Below are 23607 nucleotides of genomic sequence, written 5' to 3'. Positions count from 1 at the left end.
ATCATGTGGCGTTATTTTTTGCTGTTACTTATAATACCTACAACTCTTTACGCTCAAAAAACAGACTCGGCCTATATAGAGTCATTTGCACGGAAAAATATGGTTGAGCTTTATGGGGGTACCTATAGTACCACCTTTAAATTCCGTACACACCGGCACAGGCAAAGTAATTATAAGCTGGCAGTAAACAGCAGCGGTTACCTGGGAGGCGATGTGAGTTACAAATGGCTTTACCTGCAATACTCTGTCAACCTGCCCGGTACAGAACTGGACAATAAAGCAAAGTATCATTATCGCCTTATCAGGATGCAGTTCGGCAGTCATGCGGTGAGCGTAGAACCGTTTTATAATGCATACAACGGTTTACTGATCCCCGAACATGATCACAGGGGCTACGAAGCCTTCCAGGGAATCGACTTCACCAATGCCGGCCTGGACCTCTACTATTATACCAATCACAAAAAGTATTCTTACAAAGCGGCTTCTTCCTTTTCTGAACAGCAATTGCAATCCGCCGGGTCAATATTCATGGTCGCTACCCCACTCTGGCACCAGATCAGGTGGAAGAAACCTACCCCGCACCTTATTTCAGATTCGCTGACTTATAATTTACTTTCTTCTAATCCCTCCTGGCTCTCCCTGGTCTTTAAAGGTGGTTACACCTACAATTTTGTAACCGGCAATCATAAGTGGATGATAGCCCCTGCGGTGGTAATGGGTGCCGGTGCCTTGCATGAATTAAATATGAACAATACCGGACTGCAAACGGTCACCGATATCCAGGGATGGATCAATGCAGGCTATAATGGTGAAAAATACTATGCTTATCTCAACACCTCCTGGGAGAATCTGAATACCAACCTGTTGGTAAAAGACATGCATCGTACGGACTGGAACCTGAGTCTGACAGTGGGTTACCGCTTTGCACACCTGCCCAAAAAGATCCTCGGTATCTTATAAAAAAAGCCGCAATTGCTTGCGGCTTTTTAAAATCGATTTTATTGCTGTTGTGTTTCCGGCTGGGTCTGAGGCTGTGACTGCTGCTGTTGCTGGGTCTGAGGCTGTGACTGCTGCATCTGCTGCTGTCTGCGCTGCATACCCTGCTTGTAATAATTCCTCTTGGCATCATACACTGCCTGGTCACGTTCTCTCTTCAGCTGCCTTATTTCCTGTCTCCTTTCTTTACGACTCAGGTCCTTGTCCATTTTTACTGAAGCAATTCTGTCTGAATAGTCATTTTTAATGTCCATCACCTGCATATCGAGCCTGGAAGGTCTGTAAGGCGCTGCATAGTACGGGTAAGGATAACCGTATCCAAATCCCCAGCCAAATGGTGAATAAAACGGGCTGTAAAATCCGCCACCATAAATGATGGTAGTACGACCGCCACCATGCCAGCCACCGCCGCCATGTCCGGGACCCATGGCAAAGGCACCTGTGGCCATTACTGTCATCGTCAACGCAATTATTATCTTTTTCATGACTCCTCCTTTTCTTTTTATAGTACTTAGACCCGGGTTTAAAGGAAAGATTTAATGGTCAGAAGATTTTAGCAAAGCGTTAACAATCTGAATATCCTCGTCTGCGCTTTGCACCACTGCGGCTAACAGGCATAAGTACAGGAAATAAAATTTCATATGCGGGCAACGTTTACTTAATAATCAAAGGCGGAACCGTACGTTTTGCATTCCTTCTGCCCCTGAAAAATAAATATAGGTTAAAGAACAACATCACTCCCAGGTAAATACAAAATCCCCCGATCTTCACACTCAATACCTCCATCAGGCTACGTTTCGTAACCACTACCTGGCTGATTTCCATGATATAAAAGGCAAAGCCCAGGTTCAGCAGGTAAAAGCCCGTCTCAAACAATTTATTCGTAGCTACTGCTATATCCTCCCTGCCGTGAAAAATGTCGAGCATAAATACACGTCCGTTTTTGAAAAGCGTATGTGCTACATACCATGTCACCAAAATTACCAATGGGAGATAAATGAGATAAGCAATGAAGTTCATATTATAAGGTTTTAAAGTGATGATATTTAATCAGTAAAATCACGCCCATATTGATATAATGCATGACCGCCAATGTGAGCAAAATCCTGCCCGTCATCGTGATAATGCTCGTCAGCAATTCCAGCCAGGTATGCACCTCGCTCCAGCAACTGATCATCAATGCCGCATAGCCCAGGTTCACCAGGTAATAACCCACCAGCAAGATTTTGTTAATGAAGTCCGTCAGGGATCCATCGCCCTTCAATAAGCCCAGAATATATAAGCGGCCATTCCTGAAGAAGAGAAAACCTACCCTGACAGTAACCAGGTAAGTGATCAACAAATAGATGATGTATGCAAGGATATTCATAACAGTACAAACCTAAGATAGAATATTGTATTTTCAAAATATTCTGAAAGTTTAATACTTACCAGAGAATAAAAAAGCAGGCAAGTGCCTGCTAATCAATCTATAACTTTTCTAATTCTTTTGTGTATTCGTATTGCAAGTCCTCATGCTGACTCTCGATGGCCTTTTTTATCTTTTTGATCTGCCCCAGGTAAATGGTTGTCAAAGCCGGACTCTCCCCTACTTTGATTCCTGCTTTTTTGATCTTCAGCAGGAAGTACAACAGCAATTCTATTTCCGCCACCTTTGATCCCGTATATTTTATTTGCTTGCTGACACCTCTCAGGATCTTCCTCAGGTACTTTTTTACATAGTAAAGATTCGTCTTAGGCTGAGCGGCAAAGGCCTCATCCATCTCCAGTTTTACAGCTGCTATATAGCCCTGCAAATCGCCCTCTTCAAAAAGCAGGTAAGACAGCAATTCCTTGTTGTCATTCTTAAACTTTGCCAGGCGCAGGCATACCTCCATCAGTCTCGCTGGTGGCAGTGCCTGCAATTCCTTTTTCAATTCACTGATACTGGCTGGCTTCATGAATAGAAATCAATCAATGCTCCGAAATAAGCCTCATTCCAACCATTTACGATATCCTCAAAAGCCTCGTCAGGAATATTCGTGTGCTTCAGTTCCACATCCGTTCCTTTCTTGCTGGGATGCAGGATAATGGTTACTATAGAATCTTCCGGCTGGTCACCAAAGTACCATTCCTGTACGATCTTCTTATCTTCTTCAAACTCCAGGTTCATACCCACTATACTATCGCCCCAGAGGGAAAATTCTGTTCCCGGCTCGGTAGACATCTCGGCAGGTTCGCCGGACCATAACTGGATAGTATATTGATTGGTCAATGCCTTGTACAGCTCCTCAGGAGGTGCCGGCACGATAAAGTGCTTTTTGTAATCCTTCATATCCTGCAAAACTACTTTTTCTGTTGCAATAACCACTCGTATAGCGCAGGTTTTGCAAACAAATACTGAATCACATGCCCCCTCCTCCTCCAATAGTGTAAATTTCAAATGTCCGCCACAGGCTCCCAGACTCTCTACCAGGCGGGCAGTGCCCCCGAAATCGACCATATCGTCAGCTGTGCCGTGAAAGGTCCAGACGGGCTCATTCTTCAGCAATGTAAAAAAAACGGGCAGCTGTTAGGCTACCCGTTTCTATATTTATTTTGCTACCTGCAACCACTCGTCCGGCAGTCGACCGATCTTACCACCATTCACCCTGTATTCAAGCTTCAGCGTGTAACCGCCACCGCCTTCCACAAACTTCACTTCTATCGGATGCAGCCCTTTCTGCAGCGCAATCTGTCCGCTCTTCTGCAATGGTGCATGCCAGCCATCATTGTCTACTACTTTCTCGCCATCTATATACAGGTTCGCACCATCATCAGCGGTAAGGAAGAAGCTATAGATCGCTGTCTCCGGTACATTGATATAGCCTTTCAGGATAGCACCAAATGGTTTGCCTCCATGCCCCATGCTATCAGGCATAATCACATTATTTACAAAGCCCGTACTATCGCCCGCCTCTTTCAGGGTAGTAACACCCTTGTAGGCACCATTGAAATAATCCAGTTTCAGCCCCTGCTGCAAACCACTTATTTCGGTAGGTTTGAAGAAGGTCTGGGGCTTATAGTTCAGTGTATAAATCTCACCATGTACACCGTTTGGCTTAAAGGCTGCAATGCGCAGGGAGATCTTGCCCGGGATAATATAATCAGCCGGCAATTCAGGTGATTTTACAGTAGGCGCTGTACCATCCGTGGTATAGCGGATGATCATTTCGGGAGATGGCTTTGCAATGTTCAGTTTGGTCTTCCCTACAAATACGTTTTCTTCTGTAAATCCATCCAGGTCAGGCATGCGGTAGTTTACTTTCATTACATCCAGCCTTTTATATTGCGTCATCAGGCGACGGGAATAGCCATCGAAATCTGCCTGATGTGTCCACAATACTTCAGCCAACGCTGTCATACGCGGCATATACATAAAGTCTGCACGCTTTTCGGAAGGGATCATTTCCGTCCAGATATTTGCCTGTGCACCGATGATGAATTTACCTTCTGCAGCAGTCAGCCCCTTAGGTACCGGTTCAAAGTTGTATACGTTAGCAATAGAGTTCCTGTCGGGAATGCCATCGAAATACAGTGGGTTACCAGGAGTCATGATCACGTAGTTACCATTCTTAGCAGCATGTATAGGCGCTGAAGGTACCCAGCTTCTCCAGTACATGACCATGGCAGTAGGGCTCACGCCACCTTCCAGGATCTCATCCCAGCCGATTAGTTTCTTTCCTTTTGAATTGAAGAACTTCTCCATTCTCTTCACGAAATAACTCTGCAGTTCATCTACGTCTTTGATATGATGCTCTTTCATGAACTCCTGTACACCATCAAAGTGCTCCCAGGTAGACTTGTCCACTTCATCTGCACCCAGGTGAATGTATTGGGAAGGGAACAAAGCCGCGATTTCAGTGAATACATTCTCCGCAAATTCAAAGGTCGTTTCCTTACAGGGACAGATAGGAGTCGTAAATAATTTACCCCATTTTACACCACCCTGGCAACTCAGGAAAGGGTATTCCCTGATAGCCGCCATCATATGCCCCGGCATATCGATTTCGGGGATGATTTCGACATGGCGTGCTGCGGCATAGGCAATCAGGTCCTTCATCTGGGCCTGGGTATAGAAGCCGCCGTACAGCGTTTTGCCATCTTTGTGAATGATGTGGGAAGCATCGATAGCCATATCCGGGTTGGTTTTGGCTTTCTCCATACAGGCGGAATCCTGGTTGTTCCATTCACGCCATGCACCACGTTCTGTCAGCAAAGGATATTTTTTAATTTCAATACGCCAGCCCTGGTCATCCGTCAGGTGAAGATGAAATTTATTCATCTTGTACAAAGCCAGTACATTGATAAATTTCTTAAGATAGTCGATAGAGAAAAAGTGACGGGATACATCCAAATGCATACCACGCCAGCCATAGGCAGGATGGTCGGTGATGTTTGCAGCCGGGATGGCAATTTTAGTCAGTTTGGTCGTAGTACCTTCTACGGCCACGGGCATCAGCTGACGAAGGGTTTGAATAGCGCGGAACATACCGGTAGGAGTTTTAGCACCTACCTGGATCTGCTGCGTGCTGATCTGCAAGGTATAGTCCTCTTCACCGGCCAGCTGATCATCCTGTGTCAGTACGATGGTACCTGCACCTGCTTTGGTGCCGGCAGGCAGTGCCTGGCCTAAGCCCTGCTTAATGAGTGCCTGTAACTGTGCAGCTTCATTGCTGAAAGTTTTTCCGGCCGGTACTACCAGTTTCGTTTTGGTGGTAATGACAAATTCTCCTGCCTGTGGCACCAGCTGTTGCGGATAAGGAATGATTCCGTAACGGGAAGATGCGGCATCCTGGGCCTGTGTTACCTTGAAGAGTAACAAAACACCCAGTACCAGTGCACTTTTTTTCAACATAATTAACTTTTAAGCATGATAAGGAAGCCAGCAAAGTACCAAGAATATCGGGACCAAACTGATGCGATCTTGCTAAATTATGCAGTAATTTTAGCGGGAGCCGGTCATAACAAATCCTGTTATTTTAAATTCCCCTCGTCTGCCGGTTTATTCATTACACCTCCACATCTGCAATGTTCAATAACCTGAAAATCTCCTCCTCTCCCATTTCCTTTACCTGCCCCGGTTGCAGGTCTCCCAGCAGCAAGTCCTCAATTGATATACGAATCAGCCTTTTCGTCTGGTGTCCCACAGCTGCCGTCATCTTTCTCACCTGGTGAAATTTCCCTTCCGTGAGGGTAATGGTGATCCAGGTCCTGGGTAGGTACTCCTTCAGGTCGTGGGCCCTGGGACCTACGTTTGCCGGTTTTTCAACGATCTGCACATCGCAGGGCGGTGTTACATAATCCACCCCGCCTTTGATCCGGATAGTTACCCCATTACGGAGCTTTTCCAGCGCCTCCTGGCTCATGATCTTACTGACCATTACCAGGTAGGTACGTTTGTGAGGTTGTTCACTTTCGAATAATAAACGGGTGATTTTTTTATTGGTAGTAAGGATCAGGAGTCCTTCAGAATGGTTGTCGAGTCTGCCTACGGCATGAATGCCTTCAGGAAAGTCATAATCCAGTTCGCCCAAAAGATGTACTTTGTCAGGGCTGACGAACTGCGAGACCATGTCGTAAGGTTTGTTAATAATAAAATAGCGGTACATAAAATTCTGCTAATATACAGGCAAATCTGATTAATATCTATTTAACCCATTCCCGGGGGAATCAATAATTTCATCCCTATGAAGATAAAGACACTCATCATCGCAACGATTGGATGCTGTACCAGCCTTCAGGCACAGGTGAAAAAAGATTATCCCATACAACCTGTAGCCTTTACACAGGTACAGGTAACTGACCATTTCTGGGCACCTAAGATCAGGACGAATGCAGAGGTAACGATTCCATATACCCTGGAGCAATGCCGCAAAACCGGGCGTATCGACAACTTCAGGCGTGCGGCCCATACCATACCGGGCGATTCTATGACGGAATATACTTTTGATGATACCGACCTTTATAAAGTGATTGAAGGAGCTTCCTATGGCCTGCAGGTGAAGAAGAACCCCGAGCTGGAAAAATACCTTGATTCCCTGATTGCAATCATCGGGGCGGCACAGGAGAAGGATGGATATTTATATACTTTCCGCACCGTGCATGCCGCACACCCGCATCCATGGATAGGTACAAAGCGCTGGGAAATGGAGGAAGACCTGAGTCATGAGTTGTATAATGCAGGACATTTGTACGAAGCAGCAGTAGCACATTACCAGGCGACAGGTAAAAAGACTTTATTGAATATTGCCATTAAAAACGCAGACCTCTTAGTTAAAACTTTCGGCTATGGCAAAGAAGAAAAATGGCCGGGGCACCAGATCGTAGAAACAGGATTGACTAAATTATACCGTGTAACCGGGGATACAGCTTATCTCCATCTTGCGAAATTCTTCTTAGATGTACGCGGCCCGGGTTCACCCTATAGCGGTGAATATAACCAGTCATTCACCAAAGTGGTAGACCAGCATGAAGCAAAAGGCCATGCAGTAAGAGCGACTTATATGTACACCGGCATGGCGGATGTAGCTGCGCTGACAGGTGATCAGCAGTACCTGCATGCGATAGATGACATCTGGCATGATGTGGTGGAAAAGAAGCTCTACATCACGGGAGGTATTGGCGCTACCGGCAATGGGGAAGCATTCGGCCAGGCATATGAGCTGCCGAATATGAGTGCGTATGCCGAGACCTGTGCAGCAATAGCAAATGTATATTGGAATAGCAGGATGTTCCTCCTACATGGCGATGCAAAGTACATTGATGTATTGGAGCGGACTTTATACAATGGATTATTATCTGGTGTATCACTTTCCGGTGACCGGTTCTTTTATCCGAATCCATTGGCATCTATGGGCCAGCATCAGCGAAGTGCATGGTTTGGCTGTGCCTGTTGTATTTCAAATATGACAAGGTTCCTGCCTTCTATGCCGGGGTATATTTATGCACAGAACCAAAACAACCTCTATATAAATTTATTTGCTGGCAATACGGCGACGATCAAATTGCCTGTAAGTAAAGTACAGATCACACAAACCACCAATTACCCATGGGATGGACAGGTAGAGATAGCTGTAAAACCTGCGAAGGCGGCTACCTTCGCCCTCCACATCCGTATTCCTGAATGGGCAAAAGGTACGCCTGTACCGGGCGACTTATACCGCGACGCAGACAGTGCCGGCTTAGCGAAATACACTATCCTGCTGAATGGCAAACCTGCTACCTACAAAATGGAAAAAGGCTATGCGGTGATGCAGCGAAGCTGGAAAGCAGGTGATAAAGTGAGTCTCTCCCTGCCAATGAGCGTACAAAAGATCATCGCCAATGACCAGGTAGCAGCTGACAAAAAACGCTTTGCGCTGGAACGGGGTCCTATCATGTATTGCCTGGAAGGACCTGACAATAAAGATGCGACTGTGCAAAATATTGTGGTCGACAAAAACGCCGCCATTACCGCCGCATACAAACCTGATTTCTTGAATGGTGTCACGGTGTTACAAATGGAAGGCAGTTCATCCAGCCGCCAGTTAAACAGCGATGCATTGATCACATCCCAACAAACAGTCACCGCCATTCCCTATTACGCATGGGCTAACCGGGGACCTTCCGAAATGGCTGTATGGATCCCTTACGAAGCCTCTGCTGCCAGACCTAAGCCCGCTCCTACCATTGCCTCTAAAGCTACTGTGAGTGCCAGCATCAAAAACAAACGCATGTTCATGGCTCTGAATGATCAATACGATCCGGCAGATGCCCATGACAACAGTGCGCTCTACCTCCATTGGTGGCCAAAGCACGATACGCTTGAATGGGTGCAATATGATTTTGACCAGACCTATACGATTTCAGGATCTAAAGTATACTGGTATGATGACGGGCCATTTGGGGGATGCCGAATTCCGGCCAGCTGGAAACTCTATTACAGGAAAGGTGATGATTGGGTACCTGTAGTAAATAAGACACCTTACGAAATTGCAAAAGACAAATACAACAGCGTCACTTTTGAACCGGTGAACACCACTGCTTTAAGGCTGGTAGTACAATTACCAAAAGATAATTCATCAGGTATCCATGAATGGAATGTACAATAACTAAAAAAGGCTGTATCAAAAGTAACCTGAAGACATTGAGAATTTCATAAACAAAAATTCTCTCCTTCAGGTACCCGGATTAAAATCCGGGAATTTTACTTTTGATACAACCGATGCCCCACCTGCAAGTAAAATAGGCTAAAAAAACAGGAAATCGCCGGACAATGTGATGCCTGGCCAGTATAAAACGTATTACCAGCAGCTACAAAGGAATCTACAGAAAGAGAATTCCAGGCTATGTGTGAAACCATTGCCGGGAGGAAATTGTATGAAACTGGATGCACTCATCCAGTATGCAGGCACCAAAAAGAAGTTGATTATAATAAATACCTGGCTTATGCAGGATTAAGACTGAACCTAAAATTTACATATTCACAAGACTGGAACATCACGATACAATGCAGGACAAAATTTACAACAGCATCTTCTAAAACAAAAATATAGAGATCACTTTCAACATCGTTCTTAAATGTTGCAGTGCGTAGGTAATCTGGTTCTCAACGGTACGTTTTGAGATTCCCAGCCGCCCTGCTATCTGATCATTGGACAAATGTTCCTGTCTGCTCAGGATAAACACCTCCCTGCATCGCTTGGGCAATGCCCTTACTACCTCGTCTACATTATTCTCCAGCTCCTGTCGCGACAACTGCTGGTCACCTTCGTTCTCACATGCATAATCTTCCAGCAAGCCCAGCTCCTCGTTAAATGCAACAGGTTTGATTTTTTCTTTCTTCAGATGCCTGTACACATGATACCTACCCGCCGCTTTCAGGTACGCCGAGAATGATAGTATTTCCAGATGTTCTCTCTTTAACCAGATGTTCAGGAAAATGTCGTGGGTGATTTCTTTACTGACTTCCCTGTCTTTTAATTGGAAAAATACAGTTGTATACACCGACTGCCAATGCTTCTTAAAGAAGTAAGAAAAAGCCGCCTGATCCCCCCTTAATATGGACTCCCAAAGTTCGTGGTCTGATATATGGCCTAAGGACATGTTAAATGGACATAACGTAGTGTGGAATAAAGGTAGCACTTTGGCTGAGATTATTTATTTTTTTCTCGGCCCCGCCTGCCGGCAAAAAAAAATTATGAATTTTATGTGTGTGCGGGCCCAAAAAGGTCTCAAGTATTATAAGATACCTATAAATCAAACAAATGACTCCACGGGAATTCTTTTTGCTATACGAAAAACTGATATCAGGCACCATTACAGCCGATGAAAAACAACGACTGCTGGAATATACCGACCAGATAGAAGCGGAAGAACACCCCTGGCAAGCTGAAATGGGTGACAAAGCCGAAATAGAAGAAGAATTACACGCACTGCTCGAAAAGGACATCAGGCCCAAAAGGCGAACCAAAATCAGGACACTGACCACCATTCTCACAGCAGCCGCAGCCGTAACAGGCCTCGTCATCCTCTTTTCATCCATCTATAAGAATAACTCAAAACTGCCCCCGGCAGCGCCTAAAACCCTTGCTGCAAACAAGGTAACGCCCGGCAGTAACAAAGCTATCCTGACCCTGGCAGACGGCTCCACGATTACGCTCGATAGCGCAGGTGCAGGTTCACTGACTACAAAAAACGGTGTAACAATTAAACAGGTTCAGAATGGACTAATAGAATATAACGACAGAACTGGTACAAACGCAACATCCTGGAGCACGATCTCTACCCCCACCGGCGGGCAATACCAGATCGTACTCGAAGATGGCACCAAAGCATGGCTCAATGCCACCTCATCCCTACGATTCCCAACCACCTTCAGGAACAATGAAAGGACAGTGGAAATAAGCGGGGAAGTATATTTCGAAATTGCTAAAGACGAATCCAAACCATTTAAGGTAAACTTCAACGGCAACACCATCACTGTACTGGGTACCCACTTCAACGTCATGGCTTATAAAGACGAGGCGAAGAGCAAAGTAACCCTCCTGCAGGGCGCTGTCAAAGTGAACAATCGCTCCGGTGAACAATTACTCAGGCCCGGAATGCAGGCACAGATCACTGATTCTATCAGTCAGATCACCACCTGCAAAGCAAACTTAGAAGAAGCAATAGCCTGGAAAAACGGCTTCTTTACTTTTGACCATGAAAACATACAAAGCATTATGCGAAAACTTGCACGCTGGTATGACGTAAGGGTAAATTACCAAGGCGACATGACGGGAAAAATCTTTTCCGGCACCATTTCACGTTTTGATAATATTTCGGAAGTACTCAGCATGATTGAACTCACCGGCACCATTCACTTCAGGATTCAGGGAAGAGAACTGACGGTATTACCTTAACATCATCCTTTAAAAATTACTACAACCGGCGCAGACCCTGCCCCGGAAAGGGAATCGTATTTCTCTAAAAACAGACATTCATAAATTCCAAAACGTACATCTATGCGATGCTATCTACAATTTAAGAAGCCATGGCAATTCCACGTGCCATTAAAACTGCTACTCAAAACTTTTCTATTAGTACTTTTCACTGCCGTTCAGGTACACGGTCACGCACAAAATGTAACCATATCGGAGCATAATGTGCCACTGGAAAAACTCCTGATGGACCTGAAACAACAAAGCGGTTACAACTTTCTCTATAATTCACCCATGCTCGCCAGCGCCCGCCCGGTAAGCATTTCAGTGACCAACTCTCCAATCGATGAGGTGCTGCGCCTTTGCTTCAAAGACCAGCCGCTGGATTATACGATCAAACAGAAAACCATCATCATCAGACAAAAAGACAAGCCCGCTACCCCTCCCGCTCCGCCTGCCGATATCACTATCAGCGGTAGAGTGACCAACGATGCCAACGAGCCCTTACCCGGCGTTAGCATTGGGATCAAAGGTACCGGCAGAGGTACTACCTCCGATGCCAGCGGTAACTTCGTACTTCACGTACGCAGCGAAAACGATACCCTGCTCTTTACTTTCATCGGCTTCTCTCCGAAAGAAGTAGTGGTAGGCAACCGTACACGCATCGATATTAAATTATCCGCAGAAAACAAGTCCCTGGGGGAAGTGGTAGTGGTAGGTTACGGTCAGCAAACAAAAGCTACCGTAACAGGTGCGGTAGCTGCCATTAAAAGCGCAGACATCGTCCGCACCAAGAACGAAAACGTAACTAACATGCTGACTGGTAAACTGGCCGGCGTACGCATCGTTCAGAAATCCTCAGAACCAGGTACCTTCAATAATACCTTCGACATCCGCGGGATGGGCGATGCCCTCATCATCATCGACGGAATCCCACGCGATAACATGGCCCGCCTCAATCCTGACGACGTAGAAAGCATCTCCGTACTGAAAGACGCTTCTGCCGCAGTATACGGGGTACGCGCTGCAAATGGTGTGGTACTCATCACTACCAAAAAAGGTAAGGCTGGTACCAACGTTATCAACTACAACGCCAACTTCGGGATCCAAACCCCTATCGGTTCTCCGAAGAGCACCAGCGCGGCCGACTGGATGACCCTCGCCAACGAGAAGTCCATGCACAACCAGAACGGCGGTACGCTCCGCTACTCACTCGATGAAGTGGAAGCCTACAGGAATGGCACCAAACAAGGTACTGACTGGTATACTGCCGTGATCAGACCTTCTGCCCCTATGTCTCAGCACAACCTGAGCACCAGCGGCGGTTCCGACAGGGTGCAGTATTATGCCTCCCTCGGTTACCTCTCACAGGAATCCTTCCTGCGCAGTAACAGCAACAGCTACAAACGCTACAACTTACGCTCTAATGTGACAGGCAGGATCACCGACAGACTGAAAGCTGACTTCCAGCTGAACGGCATCTACGATGAATCCAATAAGAACTACGAAAGCACTGACTGGATCATCCGCTCTATGGAAAGATCTGCTGCCATTCAACCCATCTATGCCAATGGCAACCACGACTACCTGCAGGTAGGTTCCGTAGACGGTTCCAACCCCGTAGCCATGGCCGATGCCAATAAATCCGGTTACAGGAAATATGGTAACAAATGGTTCCAGTCCAACGTAAGCCTGGAGTACGATGTACCAGGTATCACAGGTCTGCGCGCAAAAGGTATGTTCGGTTATGACTACCAGCTGCTCGACAACAAGATCTACAAAAAACAATACAACCTGTACAACTACGACGATGCAACTCAATCCTACAACGCGACTGCTAACCAGAGTCCCAGCAACATCCGCAAGGAATTCTATACCAAGCAATCCATCCTGACACAGTTCTCACTGAACTACCTGCGTACATTCAACGAAGTGCACAATGTAAACATCCTTGCACTCGTGGAAGGTCAGCACCGCCAGGGCGATAACATCTTCGCAGCACGCGATCTCTCCTTATTGCTGGATCAGCTCTCCGCCGGTAACAGTGATAACCAGCAGGGCAGCATGTCTACCAACAGCGCTGATCTCTACGATTATGCAAACATTGGTTATGTAGGTAAAGCCAACTATAACTACAAAGGCAAATACCTCGCGGAATTCAATTTTCGTTACGATGGTTCCTCCCGTTTCGATGCCTCTCACCGCTGGGGCTTCTTCCCCTCAGGTTCCGTGGGCTGGCGCTTTACAGATGAAAACTTCTGGAAAAACCTGAACGTGAAATTCATCGACAACGCGAAGTTCCGTGCATCCTATGGTGTACTTGGCGATGACAATGCCTCTACCTACCAATGGCTGAATGGTTATACCTATCCTGCCAACGGTGATTACAACAACCTGCCCGGTGGTTCTGTATTCGATGGTACATACGTGAACAGTTCTGTTAGTACTGGTATCGCAAATAAAAATATTACATGGTATACTGCTAAAACGTTTGATGTAGGCCTGGATCTGACTACAAAGAATGGGGTGTTAGGTTTGATCGTTGACTACTTCCAGCGCAAACGCAGCGGCCTGCTCACCACCCGTAGCGTGAGTCTGCCATCAGTAGTAGGTGCCGCCCTGCCACAGGAAAACCTGAATGGTGATATGACCCGCGGTATCGATATCGAAATTACCCACCACTACAAGATTGGTGAAGTCAGCTACAATGTAAGAGGTACATTCGGATTCACCCGTACCCAGTACACTTACCAGGAATCAGGTAAATACGGTAACAATTACAACGAGTGGAGAAGCAATAACAACAACCGCTACTCCGACATGGTATGGGGCTTCAAAGGCATCGGCCAGTTCCAGAGCTACGAAGAAATTGCAAACAGCAAAGTGAAATATGATCAGGGTACCCTGCCTGGTGACTACAAATACGAAGATACCAATGGTGACGGTATCATCAGCGACCTTGACTTACAGCCTATCAGGTATAGCGGCAGACCCATGTTCTCCTATGGTCTGACACTGGATGCCAGCTGGAAAGGATTCGATTTAGCGATGTTGTTCCAGGGAGCAGCAAAGGTATATGTGAACTATGTAGAAATTTTAGCCGAGCCAATTTGGGGATCAAATTATTCAAATGCACTCGAACTGTTTATGGACAGATGGCACCCGGCTGATCCTACTGCCAATCCTTACGATCCTAATACAAAATGGGTGAAAGGTAAATATGCTTATACAGGTACAGTGGCCCGCGGCAATTCTACTTTCTCTTACCAAAATGCAAGCTACCTGCGTCTGAAGACGGTTGAGTTAGGCTATACCCTGCCGGTATCCCTGCTGAAACGCGCAGGCATCAAAGGCGCAAGAGTATATGCCAACGTCTACAACGCTCATACCTGGTCAAGCATGAAATTCATTGATCCGGAACATCCAAGTGATAGCTACGGTAACGTATATCCGCTCAACCGTACTTACAACATGGGCTTCACCATCAATCTTTAATTCTGGTTATTATGAAAAAGTTTAAATATATACTACCATTCATACTGGGTTTTTCGCTCTTTTCCTGTACCAAACTGGATATCTCTCCTACCAATATCATCCAGGACGGTGATATCTTTGGTTCTGAAGCTGGTATCAACTCTTACATGGCAAGGATCTACAGTGAAATGCCGATAGAAGATTTCCGTTATAGTCCGAACTACCTCTTCAATCACTTCTGGGTACTGCAGGTACCAAGCACCATGTCCGGCGAAGCCATTTGCCGCGAGATTGGTGGTGCCAAAAATGAGTCTACTTCTACTGACTTTGGCGATACCTGGAGCGACCTGTACACCGTGATCAGGGAATGTAATTACTTCCTGGAGAACATTAAGAACTACCAGGGCAGTTACTCCCAGGCAGCCGTGAACAAATACAAAGGCGAAGCTTACTTTATCCGTGCCTTTACGTACTATGCACTGGTAAAACGCTATGGTGGCGTGCCTTTGGTAACACGCGTACTGAACTACCCCTCAGAATCCATTGAGAATGTAGATATCGCACGCTCTTCCGAAGAAGATACCTGGAAACTGGTAGCTGCTGATTACGATAGTGCCATTGCATTATTACCTACCACCAATCAGACAGGCCGTGCCAATAAATATGCAGCTTATGCGATGAAGGCAAGAGCAATGGTACATGCAGGCTCTATTGCTAAATACAATACCAATTCTTATGTAGTAGGAGGCATCCGCCTCTGTGGTCTCAGTTCAGACCTTGCAAAAGAATACTATACACAGGCTTACAATGCAGCGCTGGCAGTAGATGCAGGTGGCTACTCCCTGTATATGAATGACTGGGCTGCAGGCGATAAGACGGCACAGTACAACAACTTCAAAAACCTTTTCTCCAAAGCCACCAGTTCAGAAGCGATCTTTGTAAAACAATACAGCTATCCTGAATCTGTACATGGTTATGATGCATACAATGTACCTGCACAATATAAAGGTGCAAACGGTTATTCCTCTGAAACCAATCCTACCCTGAACTTCGTGGAAATGTTCGATGGCTTCCCTAAAGATGCAAACGGACATGTGGACGTATACAATGCGGATGGTACCTACAAACTGTATGACAGCACCATGCAGTTCTTTGCAAATGCAGAACCCCGCCTGAGAGCAACGGTCATCCTTCCGAACGATCAGTTCAAAGGTACTGCCTGCCAGATCTGGAGAGGGATTTATACCGGTACTGCTACCTCCGCTATTGCCCGTTTAATTCCTGAGAACAGTACGGTGAAGTATGAGAACTCTTCCAGCGCATCCAACCTGGTGACTTCCTCCAGCGGTAGTCAGACGGCTTATACCTTGCACGATGGTACCAGGATGAACCCTGCCGGTGCAGCAGGTGTATTCTATGGCGACAATACCTGCGCTATGTCAGGATTCACTGTCAGGAAATGGCTGAATGAAAGTATGCCACAGGAAGAAGTACTGGAAAACAGATCCGTACAGCCATGGATTGAAATGCGCTATGCAGAGGTACTGCTGATCCGTGCAGAAGCTGCTGCCGAACTGGCTTCCCTGGGTACTGCTGATTACCTGAACGATGCTTATACCAGCATCGACAAGATCAGGACACGTGCAGGTGCAGATTTGCTGTCAGGTGCTGAAAAAGCATCCACAGATGCATTCATCGCCGCTGTGCGTAAAGAACGCCGCAAGGAACTGGCATTTGAAAACAAGGTATGGTGGGATTTGAAACGCTGGAGAGTGATTGGTACAGAGCAATCCAATACCCGCTGGCGTACACTGATGCCTTTCTATGCAGATCGTGCAGGCAAATGGTTCTTCGATGCACGCTATGATGAAAGAGGAAGTACATTCACTTTCGATACCCGCTGGTATTACCAGGAACTGCCAGGAGCGGCAATTACAACCAGTACTAAAGTGGTGCAGAACTCAGGTTATTAATACACTTAAACTTTGAAGACGATGAAAATTCAATATATAGTTTTGGCGCTGGGATTGTTTTGTTCCTGCACAAAATATGATAATAAGGATAAGCCTTCCATGGTATTGAAAGGTTTGATTACGGACTCGATTACAGGCCTGGGGCTGCAAACCCAGGTAGGTGATAATGGCGTACGGTTCAGGATGCTTGACTGGAGCTATTCAGCAAGTCCGACAGCATGGTATTTTACGACCAACCAGGATGGTACTTATGAGTGTTCAATCATTCCTGCAGGTAAATATAACGTGACCCCGCTCGGGCCTTTCGTCCCTCTTGTACAGACCAACTCCAATGGCGATACCACGAAGAATGCCAGTGTTACCATCGATATCAATGGTACGGTTACACAGAATTTCACAGTAGTGCCTTTCCTTGAACTGGAATGGATTGGAACACCCGTTGCAAATGCGGACAATACCATTACCGTTCAGTTCAAGGTTTCCCGTGGTACCACACTGCCGGCTTACCAGAAGGACCTGACAAATATTTATTTGTTCGTAAATTCTTCAAGCTACAATGTGGGTGATAATAATTATGATTCACGGTATACAGTGGCAGTAAGTAACCCGACATCTCAGCTGGACCAGACGATTACGGTGACTACGCCGGTGCTGCCTTTTAAGAATGCAACTTATTACCTGAGAGCAGGTGCGAGGATTGATTATAGCGTGGAGGGCGTGAACAGGTATAATTATAATGAGCCGATTGCGGTGAAAATACCGTAAAGGGCCTTTGTGCTAATTCCACTTCTTAACGGCGACTATGTTTGCTGTCTACAAGGGTAATCCGCTCCTGCCTTGTGTGGGAGTGGGTTATTCCCAACAATCGCCCTGATTTTACAAGGGTAGCTATTTAGTTCTTTCTCAAGGATAAGTGTTTGGTTTCATAACAGCGTGTGTGTGTCAGCTGTTCGATCAGAATAACTCACTTCTGCCTGTTTGCAGGAGTGGGTTATTTCAGATCGCTTTTAAATTATTACAGGTCTCAATTTTCTATTCAATTACAGGTCTCAATTTTCCATTATGAAGAAACCATTGCTCCTCATTTCCTGCCTTTGCATATCCCTGGTTGCAAGTGCGCAGAAAGGAGAAAAAACAGCCTTTCAGACCGGCAGTCCATGGCGGCCTGAAATAGATGTAAGATCGGATATCGCCATTGTATACGGCGCAGGTGACAGGCATGATATGACCTTTGAACAAAGGGTACAATCATGGAGAGATCATGGATATACCGTGCAGTTCATGACAGGTATTGCATGGGGCTCTTATGATGATTATTTCCTGGGCAAATGGGATGGAAAGAACCATCTCGGTATAGGTCAGGTAATGCGGAACGGAGATACCATCTGGCATGGACACAACGTCCCTTATGTAGTACCGGAAGCAACTTTTATCGACTACATGAAGCGCGGGGTGGTAAAGAAAGTGATCGATGCAGGCATCACCTCCATTTTCCTGGAAGAGCCGGAGTTCTGGGCACGTGCCGGTTACAGCCAGGTATTCAAAGATGAATGGCAAAGCTATTATGGGTTCCCCTGGAGACCCCAGCATGAGTCACCCGAGAACACCTACCTGTCAAGCAAACTGAAGTATCATTTATACTACAATGCCATCAAAGAAGTATCGTCTTACGCCAAAGCATATGGCAAAACGAAAGGCCTGAACGTAAAGGTGTTTATTCCTACCCACTCATTAGTCAACTATTCCTCCTGGCAGATCGTGAGCCCGGAAGCGAGCCTCGCATCATTGCCTGGTATAGATGGGTACATTGCGCAGGTATGGACAGGTACCTCCCGTGAGCCAACCTACTTCAATGGTCTGGAGAAAGAACGTGTGTTTGAAAATGCATTCCTGGAATATGGTTCTGTCATATCCATGACAGCGCCTACGAATAGAAAAGTCTTCTTACTGACAGATCCGATCGAAGACTGGCCGCGTGACTGGAGTGATTACAAACGTAATTACCAGGCCACGTTTACCGCCAAGATCCTGTATCCGATGGTCGCCGATTATGAAGTAATGCCATGGCCGGAAAGGATCTATACAAGGCCCTATAAAGTGGCCAATAGTGATAGCATGGTGCTGATTCCCAAATACTATTCTACCCAGATGCAGGTGATGGTGAATGCGCTGAATGATATGCCGCGCTCTGCGAACAAGGTGACAGGGGTAAATGGTATTGGCGTATTGATGGGGAACTCCCTCATGTTCCAGCGTTTCCCTACCCACAATGGATATGATGATCCGCAGTTCTCTAATTTCTACGGGCAAACATTGCCTTTGCTGAAACTGGGGATACCGGTGCAGACAGTGCATATGGAGAACCTGTCTTTTGCAGCTTCATTGAAGGATATCAGGGTATTGGTGATGAGTTATTCCAATATGAAACCTATGTCTGCCGATGTACATAAATACATCGCTGAATGGGTGAAGAAAGGAGGTACCCTGGTATATTGTTCAAAGGATGATGATCCGTATCAGTCAGTGATGGAGTGGTGGAATACGAAAGGCATGCATTATAAAACGGCTTCCGCGCATTTATTTGGCTTGCTGGGTGTACAATCCGGGGCAGGTAAATATAATGTGGGAAAAGGAAAGGTGTTCATCATCAAAGAAGATCCGAAGAACTTTGTGCTGAAGGCGGATGGTGCAGACCAGTATGTGGCAACGGTGAAGGAGGCCTTTGGCGGTAAACTGGAAGTGAAGAATAACCTGTACCTGGAAAGGGGGCCGTATGATATAGTAGCCGTAATGGATGAGGTGGCAGATAAAACACCTTATGTGATCAAGGGGCCGGTGGTGGATCTCTTTGATCCAAAATTGCCGGTGCTGGATGAGAAGGTGGTGGAACCAGGATCACAGGCGTTCGTGTATAATATCAGCAGGGTCAGGGATAAAACCAGGCCGAAGGTACTGGCAACGGCGGCGAGGGTATATGATGAGCAGGTGACTGCGAGCAGTTACGGCTTCACGGCGAAGAGCCCGGTGAAAACGATCAATGCAATGCGGGTGTTATTGCCGGCAAAGCCGAAGGAAGTGCTGACATCTGATAAGGATTTCAGCCAGTCATGGGACGAGGGATCCCATACCCTTTACCTCGGATTTGATAATAGTCCGGATGGGGTGAAGGTGAATATTAAATGGTAGATGAGCAGTCCGCCAAATACCCGCTCCACGAAGGGTGTCTCTTTTGAGGCACCCTTATTTTTTGCCTCCGGCCATCTTATTAATTAACATCTCTTCATTAAAAACTAACTTTTTTAGCAATTATTCTTTACTTTGCAGCCTCATGTCACTTTACATCACATCACTTAATTCCGGTAGCAATGGCAATTGCTATTATGTAGGCAACGACCACGAAGCCATCATGGTAGATGCCGGGCTCTCCTGCAGGGAGACGGAGCGGCGGATGCAGCGGCTGGGATTAAGTATGCAGAAGGTAAAGGCGCTTTTTATCTCCCACGAGCATACGGATCACATCAAAGGAATTACGATCCTCTCTAAAAAATACAATCTCCCGGTATATATTACCCCGGCTACCCAACGAAGCGGGAATCTGCCTTTGGCGGAGCAGCAGGCCATTCCCTTCCTGCCTTATACGCCGGTTCAGATCGGGGGGCTAAGTATTACGGCCTTTCCTAAGTTCCATGATGCTGTAGAGCCTCATTCATTTATCATATCGGGCAATGAAGTCAATATCGGGGTGTTTACGGATATTGGTGCCCCCTGTGAGCATTTGATAAAGCATTTCCAGATTTGTCATGCGGCGTTCCTGGAGGCGAATTATGATGAAGTGATGTTGGAGAATGGGCGCTATCCTTTTCATTTGAAGAGGAGGATTAAGGGAGGGCATGGCCATTTGTCCAATAAACAGGCTTTAGAGCTGTTTAAAAAGCATCGGCCACCGTTTATGACCCATTTATTCCTTTCGCACCTGAGTAAGGATAATAATGACCCTGATGTGGTGCTGGAGTTGTTCAGGCCCCATGCAGGGGATACCCATGTGGCGGTGGCATCGAGGTACCAGGAGACACCGGTGTATAGTATTTCTAATAATGGGAAGGCGATGCCGGTGACGTATACGCAATTGAGTATGTTTTAGTCGGGGGCGGATTGAGATTGAGTTGTACGGATTGAGGTTGATTTGAGTGAACTGATTGAGATTGATCTGTTTAGTAATACCTGATCCAATAATTTGATTGTACCGAACACCTGATCCGGTTATTTGATTGTACCTTTAATTATATTGCTTAATTTTTACCAAAGACCTGATACAGTTATTTGATTGTACCTAATACCTGGTCCGGTTATTTGATTGTACCTCCAATTATTCCCCTTAATTGAATGCATTGATTTTGTGCCTCTTAATTATAATCGTCTGTCTTAACTGAATGTGGTTTAATAAAACAGCATGACCTGAACAGGTCCCCATCCCCGCCCCCACAGCCTCTTTCCCCGATCAGCACACCAAAATTCCCCGATTCGCTGATAACAAATACTTACCTTCCTGACTCTCATCAGCATTTAACAACCCATCTGCTGGTAATTTTGAACCATCAAAGTCAATGAAACGATATGTTTAAGTATATCCCGGCATCAGAAGCTGTAAAGTGTGTGACTTCAGGTAACCGTGTTTTTATCCATGGATCCGCCGCAACGCCAATGCACCTTTTAAGGGCCCTTCAAGATAGGCACGAAGAACTGGAGAATGTTGAATTAAACAGCATTACTACATTAGGTAAAGTAGATTTCGACAATCCTATATACAGAAAAAGCTTTTTCGTCAAATGCCTTTTCACATCAGCTGCCACCCGTAAAGTTGTAAATAGTGAGGACGGTGACTACGTTCCAATTTTCCTGAGCCAGATTCCTCAATTGTTCAGAAAGAACATTCTGCCTCCGGACGTTGCATTAATATCAGTATCACCTCCAGACCAGCATGGCTATTGTTCACTGGGAACTTCAGTAGACATTGCCCGCGCTGCAACGGAAGTAGCAAAATATATCGTGGCACAGGTCAATCCTAAAATGCCACGTACCCATGGAGAGGGCTTCATCCACGTATCACGCTTCCACGCTGCTGTATGGCACGAAGAAGAATTGCCGGTACTGGACTACTCCTCAGATGCCACCGAAGTAACAGCTAAGATTGGCCACAACATCGCTACCCTGGTAGAAGATGGTTCCACCCTGCAGCTGGGTATTGGTAGCATTCCTGATTATGTGTTAAAGAACCTGACTAACCACAAGAATCTTGGACTGCACACAGAAATGATGTCTGACGGTGTCATTCCATTAATCGAAAGTGGTGTAATTAATAATAGCCTGAAGAAAGTGAACGTAGGCAGAAATGTCACTGCTTTCATGGCAGGCACCAGCAAACTGTATGATTTTGTAAACGATAATCCAACTGTAAGAGTACTGGCTATCGACTATGTAAATGATACAGCCGTGATCCGTCAGAATCCAAAAGCTATGGCTATCAACAGCGCCATCGAAGTAGACCTTACCGGTCAGGTGTGTGCAGATAGTATAGGTACTTACCAATACTCAGGTATCGGTGGCCAGATGGACTTCATGAGAGGTGCTTCATTATCAGAAGGTGGTAAGCCAATCATTGCGCTGCCATCTGTGACAAACAAAGGTATTTCACGTATCACTCCTTTCCTGAAAGAAGGTGCTGGTGTGGTAACAACCAGGGGCCACATTCACTGGGTAGTTACAGAATATGGTATTACTAACCTGTTCGGTAAAGGCCTGAAAGAAAGAGGCAAGGCGCTGATCGAAATTGCACACCCTGATCATAGGGAAGCATTAGAGAGAGCCTGGTACGAAAGATATGCGAAAAAATCAGCTGTAGTATAAGATATTAAAGATAACACTGGTTACAAGGAAGGTCCATTGTGCGCGATTTGCAACGGGCATTCTGACATCCCGGAATGCCCTTCTTCTGACCTTCCTTACTTCTTTTATTTTGCTGGTAGGTTTTTATTTTGGTTGCTTTCATTCAAATAACGCAGAACTTAGCTGAGAGGCTGGGTTTTGCTTTATTGTTTAAAGATGATGGTCTTACAGGCTAATGCAATCGCAGGTATCAAGCAATCAGTTTTACCTTCATCAGGTTTATTATGATCAGGTCTGCCTTGATCAGGTCTGCCTTGATCAGGTCTGCCACGAAATGAAGGCTTTATTCCACCTACCCCTTTTTTCAGGAAATGACATAGCTAGAGGCAGTGCCTTGGTTGGGGTAATAAATCTATTCTTCACCTGCTATTGAACCACTATCTGCTGCATAATCCTCCTACGGTGCTGCATTCCCCACTTCGCCATCTCCGAAATAATACTCTGCAGCGTTGCCCCGTAATCCGTCAGCTCATACTCCACCGTTACCGGTTTCGTATCATGTACAGTCCGCTTCACCAGCTCATTCATTTCCAGTTCCCTTAGTTCCTTTGACAGCATCTTTGATCCTATCCCTTCCACTTCTCTCTGCAATTCCATGAATCGTCGCTTACCAAAACTCAGCGAACCAATGATGGAGATCTTCCATTTCCCGTTCAATACATCCAGGGTATCATGTATGGCCCTTAAATGTCCCTGACATTCTTCCGACCTTTCCTGCGAATGAATTTTCTTACTCATAACAGCTTTCAGTACCGTCAAAAGTACAGGATGTAGAAATAATTTCAAAAAATGTAGGGTTG

General features: G+C 45.9%; 18 protein-coding genes. 9 read left to right on the top strand and 9 right to left on the bottom strand.

Annotated features, from left to right (window positions below; all coding sequences use genetic code 11):
- The first annotated feature begins 3 nt into the window (after positions 1-3).
- A complete protein-coding gene (locus DXN04_RS26925) occupies positions 4-960 on the top strand; it encodes a DUF4421 family protein (RefSeq protein ID WP_116856511.1) in 957 nt (318 codons plus the stop codon).
- 38 nt (positions 961-998) lie between these two features.
- On the opposite strand, the gene DXN04_RS26920 is transcribed toward DXN04_RS26925, so the two are convergent.
- From DXN04_RS26920 to DXN04_RS26890, 7 genes are all read right to left on the bottom strand, one after another.
- Positions 999-1481 carry a hypothetical protein gene (locus tag DXN04_RS26920; protein WP_147320072.1) on the bottom strand — a complete coding sequence of 161 codons (483 nt, stop codon included), beginning with the start codon at positions 1479-1481 and terminating at the stop codon, positions 999-1001.
- A 169-nt stretch (positions 1482-1650) separates the two neighbouring features.
- Positions 1651-2016 carry a hypothetical protein gene (locus DXN04_RS26915; RefSeq protein ID WP_116856509.1) on the bottom strand — a complete coding sequence of 122 codons (366 nt, stop codon included), beginning with the start codon at positions 2014-2016 and terminating at the stop codon, positions 1651-1653.
- 1 nt (position 2017) lies between these two features.
- Positions 2018-2365 (bottom strand): hypothetical protein, encoded by a 348-nt coding sequence (locus DXN04_RS26910; RefSeq protein WP_116856508.1) that lies wholly within the window; start codon positions 2363-2365, stop codon positions 2018-2020.
- 100 nt (positions 2366-2465) lie between these two features.
- Positions 2466-2936 (bottom strand): hypothetical protein, encoded by a 471-nt coding sequence (locus DXN04_RS26905; RefSeq protein WP_116856507.1) that lies wholly within the window; start codon positions 2934-2936, stop codon positions 2466-2468.
- A complete protein-coding gene (locus tag DXN04_RS26900) occupies positions 2933-3478 on the bottom strand; it encodes an SRPBCC domain-containing protein (RefSeq protein WP_233525694.1) in 546 nt (181 codons plus the stop codon). The genes DXN04_RS26905 and DXN04_RS26900 overlap by 4 nt, the downstream gene beginning before the upstream one ends.
- Before the next feature lie 90 nt (positions 3479-3568).
- Entirely contained in the window at positions 3569-5872 is a 2304-nt protein-coding gene (locus tag DXN04_RS26895; protein ID WP_116856506.1) for a family 20 glycosylhydrolase, read from the bottom strand.
- A gap of 154 nt (positions 5873-6026) precedes the next feature.
- The gene (locus DXN04_RS26890) at positions 6027-6626 is read right to left on the bottom strand and encodes a pseudouridine synthase (protein WP_116856505.1); all 600 of its coding nucleotides are present in this window, start codon (positions 6624-6626) and stop codon (positions 6027-6029) included.
- A gap of 78 nt (positions 6627-6704) precedes the next feature.
- Here DXN04_RS26890 and DXN04_RS26885 point away from each other — a divergent pair, with 78 nt between their 5' ends.
- Entirely contained in the window at positions 6705-9107 is a 2403-nt protein-coding gene (locus DXN04_RS26885) for a glycoside hydrolase family 127 protein (RefSeq protein ID WP_116856504.1), read from the top strand.
- A gap of 427 nt (positions 9108-9534) precedes the next feature.
- On the opposite strand, the gene DXN04_RS26880 is transcribed toward DXN04_RS26885, so the two are convergent.
- Complete coding sequence (locus DXN04_RS26880) at positions 9535-10101, bottom strand: RNA polymerase sigma factor (protein ID WP_199415143.1); 567 nt, start codon at positions 10099-10101, stop codon at positions 9535-9537.
- A gap of 161 nt (positions 10102-10262) precedes the next feature.
- On the opposite strand from DXN04_RS26880, the gene DXN04_RS26875 reads away from it, so the two are divergent.
- The 7 genes from DXN04_RS26875 to DXN04_RS26845 all read left to right on the top strand — a co-directional run bounded on the left by DXN04_RS26875 (position 10263) and on the right by DXN04_RS26845 (position 22768).
- On the top strand, positions 10263-11399 hold the full coding sequence (locus DXN04_RS26875; protein ID WP_116856503.1) for a FecR family protein: 1137 nt from the start codon (positions 10263-10265) through the stop codon (positions 11397-11399).
- A 102-nt stretch (positions 11400-11501) separates the two neighbouring features.
- Positions 11502-14912, top strand: a complete 3411-nt coding sequence (locus DXN04_RS26870) for a TonB-dependent receptor (RefSeq protein ID WP_116856502.1) — start codon at positions 11502-11504, stop codon at positions 14910-14912.
- Positions 14913-14923: 11 nt separating this feature from the next.
- Positions 14924-16864, top strand: coding sequence for a RagB/SusD family nutrient uptake outer membrane protein (locus tag DXN04_RS26865; RefSeq protein WP_116856501.1), 1941 nt, complete (start codon positions 14924-14926; stop codon positions 16862-16864).
- Positions 16865-16885: 21 nt separating this feature from the next.
- Positions 16886-17629 carry a DUF3823 domain-containing protein gene (locus DXN04_RS26860; RefSeq protein ID WP_116856500.1) on the top strand — a complete coding sequence of 248 codons (744 nt, stop codon included), beginning with the start codon at positions 16886-16888 and terminating at the stop codon, positions 17627-17629.
- Positions 17630-17926: 297 nt separating this feature from the next.
- Positions 17927-20050, top strand: a complete 2124-nt coding sequence (locus DXN04_RS26855) for a hypothetical protein (protein ID WP_116856499.1) — start codon at positions 17927-17929, stop codon at positions 20048-20050.
- A gap of 142 nt (positions 20051-20192) precedes the next feature.
- Positions 20193-21005 carry an MBL fold metallo-hydrolase gene (locus DXN04_RS26850; protein ID WP_116856498.1) on the top strand — a complete coding sequence of 271 codons (813 nt, stop codon included), beginning with the start codon at positions 20193-20195 and terminating at the stop codon, positions 21003-21005.
- Between the two features lie 473 nt (positions 21006-21478).
- Complete coding sequence (locus tag DXN04_RS26845; protein WP_116856497.1) at positions 21479-22768, top strand: acetyl-CoA hydrolase/transferase family protein; 1290 nt, start codon at positions 21479-21481, stop codon at positions 22766-22768.
- Between the two features lie 405 nt (positions 22769-23173).
- Here the strand turns inward: DXN04_RS26845 and DXN04_RS26840 are convergent, their stop codons facing one another.
- Positions 23174-23593, bottom strand: a complete 420-nt coding sequence (locus tag DXN04_RS26840; protein WP_317128901.1) for a winged helix-turn-helix transcriptional regulator — start codon at positions 23591-23593, stop codon at positions 23174-23176.
- Positions 23594-23607: the final 14 nt, after the last annotated feature.

It is taken from the genome of Chitinophaga silvisoli (genome assembly GCF_003412465.1).
In the GTDB taxonomy this organism is placed as follows: domain Bacteria; phylum Bacteroidota; class Bacteroidia; order Chitinophagales; family Chitinophagaceae; genus Chitinophaga; species Chitinophaga silvisoli.
This window is presented reverse-complemented; position numbering and strand designations above follow the sequence as displayed.